This window comes from Azospirillum sp. B4, assembly GCF_000333275.1.
Taxonomy (GTDB): Bacteria; Pseudomonadota; Alphaproteobacteria; order Azospirillales; family Azospirillaceae; genus Nitrospirillum.
In genome coordinates, this window is record NZ_BACU01000111.1 from 1 (window position 1) to 8,069 (window position 8,069).

The window sequence follows — 8,069 nt, forward strand, 5'->3', positions numbered from 1 at the left end:
CCGCCTGGCGCACCAGGGGGATAAGGTCGCGGCCGTACTCGATGGCATCCACCAGCGGATCGAATCCCCGGATCAGGAAGGTGCGCACGCCCAGATCATAGTAATCCAGCAGCGATTCCGTCACCTGCTCCGGCGTGCCCACCAGGCCGGTGGAGTTGCCCTGCGCACCGGTCAGGGCCGCGATCTCCGTCCACAGGCGCTTGTCCCGCACCTTGCCGCCGGCCGCCGCCGCCAGCAGGCGTTGGGAGCCGACGTTCTGCGGTTCACCGACACGGACGGGCTTGAAGGTGGATTGGCTGGCGCGCAGGCGCTTGGCCTCCTCCAGGATGCGCTCGGCCTTGGCCCAGGCCTCCTCCTCCGTCCGGCCCAGGACAGGGCGCAGCGATAGGCTGAACTGGATGTGATCCTGCCGGCCGTGCAGGGCCGCCGCCGCCCGCACCTTGGCGATGGTCTCGCGCACATCGTCCAGCGGTTCGCCCCACAGGGCATAGACGTCGGCATGCTTGCCGGCCACGGCGATGCCCTCGTCCGATGAGCCGCCGAAATAGACCGGCAGCGTGCCGTTGACCGGCCGCACATAGGAGTGGGAGCCCCGGGACTTGTAATAGGGACCGTCATGGTCGAAGGGCGCCGTGCTGGTCCACACCTTGCGCACCACGTCGAGATAGTCGTCGGTACGGGCGTAGCGCTCCGCCTTGGTCAGGAAGTCGCCATCGCGCTGCTGTTCCTCGTCCGACCCGCCGGTGATGATGTGCACGGCCAGGCGGCCCTGGCTGAAATGGTCCAGCGAGGCCAGCTGGCGGGCGGCCAGGGTGGGCGCCACGAAGCCGGGGCGGTGGGCCAGCAGGACCTTCAGGCGCTCCGTCTGCTGGACGGCATAGGCGGCGATCTGGAAGCCGTCGGGCGAGGCGCTGGAGTGGGCGATCAAGGCCCGGTCGAAGCCGGCGTACTCATGGGCACGGGCGACGGTGCCGACATAGTCGCGGTCGATGACCGGGCCGCTGCCCGGCCGGGTTTCGGAGCCGTCCTGCGAACCGATGAAGCCGATGAACTGCAAGGTGTCGGACATGGGGGGATTCCTCAGGAAGAAGGGATGGGGGGCGCTCAGGCGCCGGGATGGGCCGCCGCGTGGGCGGCGAAGGCGGCGCGGCCGGCGCTGGTCAGCACCACGTCCGCCTGGGGCGTGTGGATGCGGCCGCACAGCACGTCGCGGTAATGGCGTTCCAGGGGATTGTGGCGGGTGATGCCGGGGTTGCCGGTCAGGCGCACCGCCGTCTCCACCGCCTGGATGGCGTTCTCCGTCACCAGGTGCTTCACCAGGCCGGACTCCACCGTGCTGGTGTCGCCGCGCGCGGCGGCGGCCAGCAGGGCGCGGTTGCTGAGCAGCAGGCCGTCGATGACGCCCACCGCCTCCTGGAAGCGCGGCAGGGTGGCGACCGCCGCCCCCAGGTTCGAGGGCACCCGCTGGCGCGCCCAGCCCACCAGCCAGTCGCGCGCGGCCTCCGCCACGGCGTCATAGATGCCGGCGGTCAGCACCGCCGCCCAGGCGCCGAACAGGGCGTCGCGCGGGGACAGGTCGCCGGGCTTGCGCAGGTCCAGGGCGTGGTCCAGGGGCGTGGGCACGTCCGTCAGGATCACGTCGTGGCTGCCGCTGGCGCGCAGGCCCAGATGGTCCCAGGTCTCCTCCACCCGGATGCCGGGGCTGTCGCGATGCACCAGGAAGCCGCCCACGCGGGGCTCCGGCTCATCGGTGCGGGCCCACACCACCAGCCAGGTCAACGCCGGGATGCCGGTGGAATAGAGCTTGTGCCCGCTGATGGACCAGCCGTCGGCCGTGCGTTTCGCCACCGTGGCCGGCAGGCCGCCCCGCGCCGGCGTGCCCAGGTCAGGCTCCACCCGCAGGGCGTTGATCAGGGCGCCGTTCTCCACCGCGTCGCGGGCCACGCGGGCATAGAGCGCGTCCGGAATGGCCTGGTTGTCGGCGGCGGCCCCCAGGGACGCGTGAAACAGGTACTGCATCACCAGCACCAGGGCCGTGGCGGGGTCGCCCTTGGCCACCGCCCGCACCACCTTCAGCGTGGTGGCGAGGTCGGCGCCGGCACCGCCCCAGGCGGGACCAACGCTCAGGCCCAGCAGGCCCTGGGCATGCAGGCTGCGGAAATTCTCGAAGGGGAAGCTGCTGTCGCGGTCATGCAGGGGGGCGCTGGCGGCGAATTCGGCCGTCAGCCCGGCCAGCACCGCATCAAGATCCGGGCCGTCAAGCCGGCCCTCCTCCTCCACCGTCACGCGGCGCAGGGCGGCGGCGGTCATGACAGCCCCCCGGCGACTTGCGCGCCATTGGTCTGGGCGCCATTGGCACCATGATAGGGAACGCCATGGCCGTTCACCGCGGCCGCCCGGTTCCAGGCGGTACGGATGCCGGCGGCGGGAGGGATGAAGGACAGGGGGGCGCCGTCGCGCGGCCCCGCCTGCTCCACGCCCAGGTGGCCCAGCAGGCGGCGGCGCAGGGCCTGGAACTCCGGCCCCGTCTCACGCGGTCGGGGCAGGCTCACCTTCTCCTCCACCGCCAGGCGGCCATCGGCCAGCACCAGCACGCGGTCGGCCAGGGTGATCGCCTCATCCACGTCGTGGGTGACCAGCAGCACCGCCGGCCGGTGCGCCCGCCACAGCGACAGCACCAGTTGGTGCATGCGGATGCGGGTCAGGGCGTCCAGCGCCGCGAAGGGTTCGTCCAGCAGCAGCAGTCGCGGCTCCCGCACCAGGGCGCGGGCCAGGGCGGCGCGCTGCGCCTCCCCACCCGACAGGGTGGCGGGCCAGGCGTCGACGCGGTGGCCCAGGCCCACCTCCTCCAGGGCGGTCGCCGCCTCGACCCGGCCCAGGCCGCTTTTCAGGCGCCCCCTGCCCAGGCCCAGCGTGACGTTGCGCCAGACTCGCTTCCACGGCAGCAGGCGCGGCTCCTGGAAGACGACGGCGCGGGCGGCGGGGGCGGAGACCTGGTCCGCCGGCGCGGCGTCCAGGCCGGCCAGGGTGCGCAGCAGCGTGGTCTTGCCCGAGCCGCTGCGGCCCAGCAGGGCCACGAACTCACCCGGCGCGATGTCCAGGTCCAGGTCGCGCAGCACGGTGACGTCGCCGAAGCGGCGGGTGAAGCCGCGCACCCGGACGGCGTTCCCGTCCCTGGGCGCGTCACCGGGGACGGCGGCGCCCGATGCGGCGGGGCTGGACACGCCATTACTGGACACGGGGAGGGGGGCGGTGGTGGAAGCCATGGGTCAGCGCTCCAGGAAGGTGGGGCGCCAGGCCAGCAGGTGGCGCTCCAGCAAGCGGACGAGGAAATCGGTGCCAAGACCGAGGACGGCGTAGACGCCCAGGCAGACGACGATGATGTCGGTGCGCATGAAGTCGCGGGCGTTGTTGATCAGGTACCCCAGCCCGGCGGAGGCGTTGATCTGCTCCGCCACCACCAGGCTCAGCCAGGCGTGGCCCAGGGCGTAGCGCAGGCCCACCAGGAAGGACGGGGTGGCGCCGGGCAGCACCACGTTGGTGATCAGCTCCAGCCGCGACAGGCCGAAGCTGCGCCCCGCCTCCACCAGCTTGGCCTCGATGGCGCGGATGCCGGAGAACAGGGTGAGATATGTCGGGAAGGCGGCGCCCAGGGCGATCAGCGCCACCTTGGGCACCTCCCCAATGCCGAACCAGACGATGAACAGCGGCACCAGCGCCAGGAACGGCAGAGTGCGCAGCATCTGCATCAGCGGGTCGACCAACGTCTCCCCCCGGCGGAACAGGCCGGCGACGACGGCCAGGCCGGTGCCCACCGCCACGCCGATGCCCAGGCCCGTGGCCACGCGGGCCAGCGACACCAGCAGGTTGGACGGCAGCTCCCCCGACACCAGCAAGGTCCAGAAGGTGGCCAGCACGGCGCTGGGCGCCGCCAGCACGCGCGGCGGCACCAGCCCCACCCGGGACCCGATCTCCCAGGCCAGCAGCAGGGCCAGCGGCACCGTCCAGCGGGAATTGCCCAAGCGGGCGAGCACCCGACGGGCCAGCGAAGCGCCCGCCTGCCGGGGTGCCGGGGCAAGCGCCTGGGCCTGGGGATCGTCTATGGTCAGGGACAAGGCCGCACCTCATTCTACATGTGAAATGTGGTGATCTTCGATCGATATTCCCCATTAAATGCCGTGGAGTTTTCCCCGGCAATGGACTTCTCATGCTGTGATTGTTTGATAATTCTCAAGGATGCCCGCCCCTGGGCCGCCGTCATCGCCTGTCCGGCGTGTCCGACATGCCCGCCCGGGCCGGGACACGGGGCGCGACCCCCGGTAAGCCATTGGTATTAAAGGCATCCCGGCTTGGCATGGGGGGTGCTTAAGGGGAACCGGGCGCGGGCCGGTCCGCCGGGCCGATGGCCGCGCGCCGGGGCGTTCCGCCCAAAGGGGGCACCACCTTGGGGTTGGTGGCCTGCCAACAGAGCCGGCGGCGGGCCGGCCCTGGTGCCTGATGTCACCGGGGCCGGCCCTCCTCCACCCACATCCGAACGGGGAGCATCATGAGGAAAATCCATCTGTCGCGCGTCCACACCGCCGGCGCCGCCGCGCTGGCCATCGCCGCCCTGGCCGTCGCCGGCGCGCCCGTCAGGGCGGAGCCGGCCGCCACCCCGCACACCCCGCACCCCCCCGTGATCATCACCCTGGCGACGGCGGAGCAGGCCCTGAAGGTATGCCACGACCACAAGATGGGTGACCGGGAGATCGCGTATTTCGCCGCCCAGCAATACATGGCGGGCTACGCCCAGTGGGGGCCCCATTATCACTGCATGCAGTCCCGGGTGAGCAGCCAAAGCGGCCCCGTCACCAAGGCCATCCAGAGCGACGGCACCATCGTGACCCTGGTGTCGAAGGAGGAGGCCCACAAGGCGTGCAAGGCCGGCGAGGTGGGCGACTGGGACGTCGCCTACATCAAGGGCAATTACGGCCTCGCCCAGTGGGGGCCCGCCTACAAGTGCAAGCAAGCCCGCGTGCCGTACAAATCCAGCAGCGTGACCAACGCCCTCGCGCAGTGATCGGCGCGCGCGGCCCCGGCCCGGCATGGCCAAGGGCCGCCCAATCCACAATCCAGGGATCCAGGGAGACGAGAATGACCACCGGCCCCAATCTACCCGTGCGCAACGTGATTTACATCCAGGGTCCGTATTACACCACGGACAAGGTCGCGTATCAGTTGCACGACAAGACAGTGTCCGCGAAGGATTATTACGCCAAGCCCCTCAAGGAACAGAATACGACATTCATTCTATGCTTCGCCCATTTCCAGGCGGACAAGGATGGCTATGGATTGTTGATCAACGGTGTCCACCATTCGAAGATCACCGATGATGACATGCTGCCGGTGGCCACCGCCGCCAAAAATGGAACCCAGTTCCTGATTTCCATTGGTGGGTGGGCCAACCCCATCACCTGGCAAAGCATCGACGCCAACCCAGCGGCCTGCGCCACCGCCCTCGCCGCCTTCATGAAGACCTACGGCATCACCGGCATCGACATCGATATGGAGGACAGCGCCACGGCCACCCAGGTCTACGCCTTCATCCAGGCCCTGGCCAAGAAGGTGGACGGCCTGATCGTCACCGGCTCCCCCTACGACGCGACGACGGGGTTCTACGCCCAACTGGCGGCGCTCGACTGCGCCAACACAACGCAGCACATCCGGTGGTACAATTACCAGTGGTATGGCGACGACGCGCCGCTGAACCTGCCGACCTTCCTCTCCCTGTCCTCGATGATCGCCGGTTGGTATGGCAACCGGAGTGCCGCGTACAACTCGGCCATGCTGAACATCGGCGTCTTCCCGCCGAATGAGACCTATGACGATATCACCAAAGTCACCGCGGCGATGACGGCCTCAACCGTGCCGTGGGGCGGCTTCTCCTGGTGGAACTATCCCACGCTGAGCAAATTCAGCGCCTGACCGGCGCCGCCCTCCCATGCCGGGCGCCCGCCCGGCATGGGAAGCGCGCGTGAAGAAGAACGGATGGGCGCCAGTCGCACGGGACGAGACGACTGGGCCGCCACCCTGTCCGCCCCTGAACAGCACGACAGCCCCCCGAAGGCTGTCCAGGTAAGCTATCCCAGCGACTGCGCCGGCAAAAACGAGCCAGGTGGCACCGGTCGCGGGACTGACCAGCGCGGCACGCCTGGTTTGCCGCTTAGGAATGCGTCTCTCCCCCACTCCCCACCATCACATCCGGATCGAAGGTGTATACCCGGTGCGTCGTCCCAGCGTCGGTCTCAATCAACACTGAGAGGAAGCCAATGATCTGCCAAACGCCGGACTTGGCAACGATAGGAAGATCAGAGGCCGGCGCCACATCCACGGATATCCCGTTTGTCTCAGTCTTCTTTTTTTGGAAAATGGCCCATTGGGTTGAGGGGGCATCTGGTGCTGAGGTTACGTAGACAGGATCCTCATCTCGCGTCCACTCGTCCATCCGGTGGGTCGCGTAATCGGCATCAACATAGGGGGATAGATCGGGCTGTTCTCGGGTTGGTAGCCGGTATGCGGTGCTGTAGGGGGCCGGCAGGGCCACCAAGGTCAGTCCCTTGATCGTTATTTGGGTAAGCGAGTCTGGTTCGAAGCCCGCGAAAATTACGACGTTAATTCCATCCGTCTTATTTAACTGATAGCCGCCGGCGGCTATTCCGGAAGTCTGCATGGCCGCTGGAGCGTTCGGTTGTATGGCGGGTTCCCAACCGTCATTTCGCAGCAGGTTGAAGCGCAAGGCTGTGCTGGCCTGACGCACATCGAAGTCCAAGCGCATGGTGTAAAAAACTGGAGTGTAATCGCTGTCACCGCTCACCGGTTTCCTCCTTCTTGATCAGGGATAGTTGATAGCGACGGTCCAGGCGCAGTTGCGCCAGTTCCGGTTCATGGTCGATTTCACTGGTGGCATAGCCCGCCGCCCGCGCCCGCGCCAGCAGGTCCAGCGCCTGGTCCCGGCGGCCCAGCACCTCATTGGCGACGGCGGCATTGAACAGGATTTTTGGCGTTGGATTTCCGGCCAGGGCGCGATCCAGCGCCAGCAGGGCGGCCGCCACCTCCCCCAGCTTGGCATGGTAGACTGCGGCCTTGACGTTGTAGGTCGGGTCTTGGGGGCTGCTAGCCAATAGGGTGTCGAGATGACGGAGGGCGATGCGATAGGCGTCCCGCGCCTCGGCCACCTTGCCCGGAGTCCAGCGATAGGCGTCGCCCAAATTGCCCCAAGACAAATAATGCTGGCTATATCCGTCCACCTGGGTGAGCCGCTCAAATGCCTCCGCCGCCTGGGGATACTGCCCCAGGAAATACAAAAAGGTTCCTAAGTTGTTGTACAGTTGCGGTAAGGGCCTGACACGCAGTCCGCGTTGCACTGTCTGGATGGCTTCCACCGTACGGCCCTGCATATGCTGCGCCGCGCTGAGGTTGGCATAGCCATAAGCATTGTCCGGCGCCAACTCCACGCTTTGCCGGAATATGTATTCAGCTTGGGCATAATTTGCTTGGCCAAAGTAGAGTGTACCAAGCCTGTCGTAGAGCAACCGATAAGTAGGATTAAAACCAATACCCTTTTGAAGGACATCAATGGCTTTTTGGGGAAAATTGTCTTCTTCATAAAGAACAGATAATTGCTCCAAAGCGAAAGGGTTACCGTATTCCAGGGCCAATGCTGTCTGATTTTGTCGATAGGCTTCAGGTCTCTTGTTAGAGGTGTTCTCGGCCAAGCCCATGGCGACATGAGATAGAGCCAGTTGATCGTCTAGTGATAAAGCCAGGTGGGCGGCAGCGTCCGCCTGTTGCAAAATGGTGGGATCGTGGTTCTGCGCCGCATAACGACGGAACAGGGCTACGCTCAGCCCAACGGTGGCGGCGGCGTTGGTGGAGTTCCGGGCCAACACCTGTTGTAAGCCGCTGACAGCGGCTTCGATGGCGCCCTTGTCTTCTGAGTGGTATAGGAGGTCCTTGGTCGTGTCGATCATGGATTGCATCCTGGGCTGCTCTGCCCGGCGGTGTAGGCCCCCCTGGGCTCTCACCATGCC

At 67.1% G+C, this 8,069-nt stretch carries 8 protein-coding genes; 2 read left to right on the top strand and 6 right to left on the bottom strand.

The window, feature by feature from the left end:
* The 4 genes from I55_RS05300 to I55_RS05315 all read right to left on the bottom strand — a co-directional run.
* Positions 1 to 1,069, bottom strand: a 1,069-nt coding sequence (locus I55_RS05300) for an LLM class flavin-dependent oxidoreductase (RefSeq protein WP_044559465.1), incomplete at its 3' end; no start/stop codon positions are given.
* Between the two features lie 35 nt (positions 1,070 to 1,104).
* Positions 1,105 to 2,310, bottom strand: a complete 1,206-nt coding sequence (locus tag I55_RS05305; RefSeq protein WP_044559466.1) for an acyl-CoA dehydrogenase family protein — start codon at positions 2,308 to 2,310, stop codon at positions 1,105 to 1,107.
* Entirely contained in the window at positions 2,307 to 3,224 is a 918-nt protein-coding gene (locus I55_RS05310; protein ID WP_376739170.1) for an ABC transporter ATP-binding protein, read from the bottom strand. The genes I55_RS05305 and I55_RS05310 overlap by 4 nt, the downstream gene beginning before the upstream one ends.
* Before the next feature lie 45 nt (positions 3,225 to 3,269).
* Positions 3,270 to 4,115 carry an ABC transporter permease gene (locus I55_RS05315; RefSeq protein WP_252181021.1) on the bottom strand — a complete coding sequence of 282 codons (846 nt, stop codon included), beginning with the start codon at positions 4,113 to 4,115 and terminating at the stop codon, positions 3,270 to 3,272.
* A gap of 431 nt (positions 4,116 to 4,546) precedes the next feature.
* Here I55_RS05315 and I55_RS05320 point away from each other — a divergent pair, with 431 nt between their 5' ends.
* Positions 4,547 to 5,059: a hypothetical protein gene (locus I55_RS05320; RefSeq protein ID WP_044559467.1), complete on the top strand. Its 513-nt coding sequence runs from the start codon at positions 4,547 to 4,549 to the stop codon at positions 5,057 to 5,059.
* Positions 5,060 to 5,133: 74 nt separating this feature from the next.
* Complete coding sequence (locus I55_RS05325; protein ID WP_044559468.1) at positions 5,134 to 5,964, top strand: glycosyl hydrolase family 18 protein; 831 nt, start codon at positions 5,134 to 5,136, stop codon at positions 5,962 to 5,964.
* Between the two features lie 238 nt (positions 5,965 to 6,202).
* Here I55_RS05325 and I55_RS05330 read toward each other — a convergent pair whose 3' ends face one another.
* Positions 6,203 to 6,853, bottom strand: a complete 651-nt coding sequence (locus tag I55_RS05330) for a hypothetical protein (protein WP_044559469.1) — start codon at positions 6,851 to 6,853, stop codon at positions 6,203 to 6,205.
* A complete protein-coding gene (locus tag I55_RS34100; RefSeq protein WP_159107113.1) occupies positions 6,843 to 8,009 on the bottom strand; it encodes a tetratricopeptide repeat protein in 1,167 nt (388 codons plus the stop codon). Before I55_RS34100 ends, I55_RS05330 begins: the two co-directional genes overlap by 11 nt.
* Between the last annotated feature and the right edge of the window lie 60 nt (positions 8,010 to 8,069).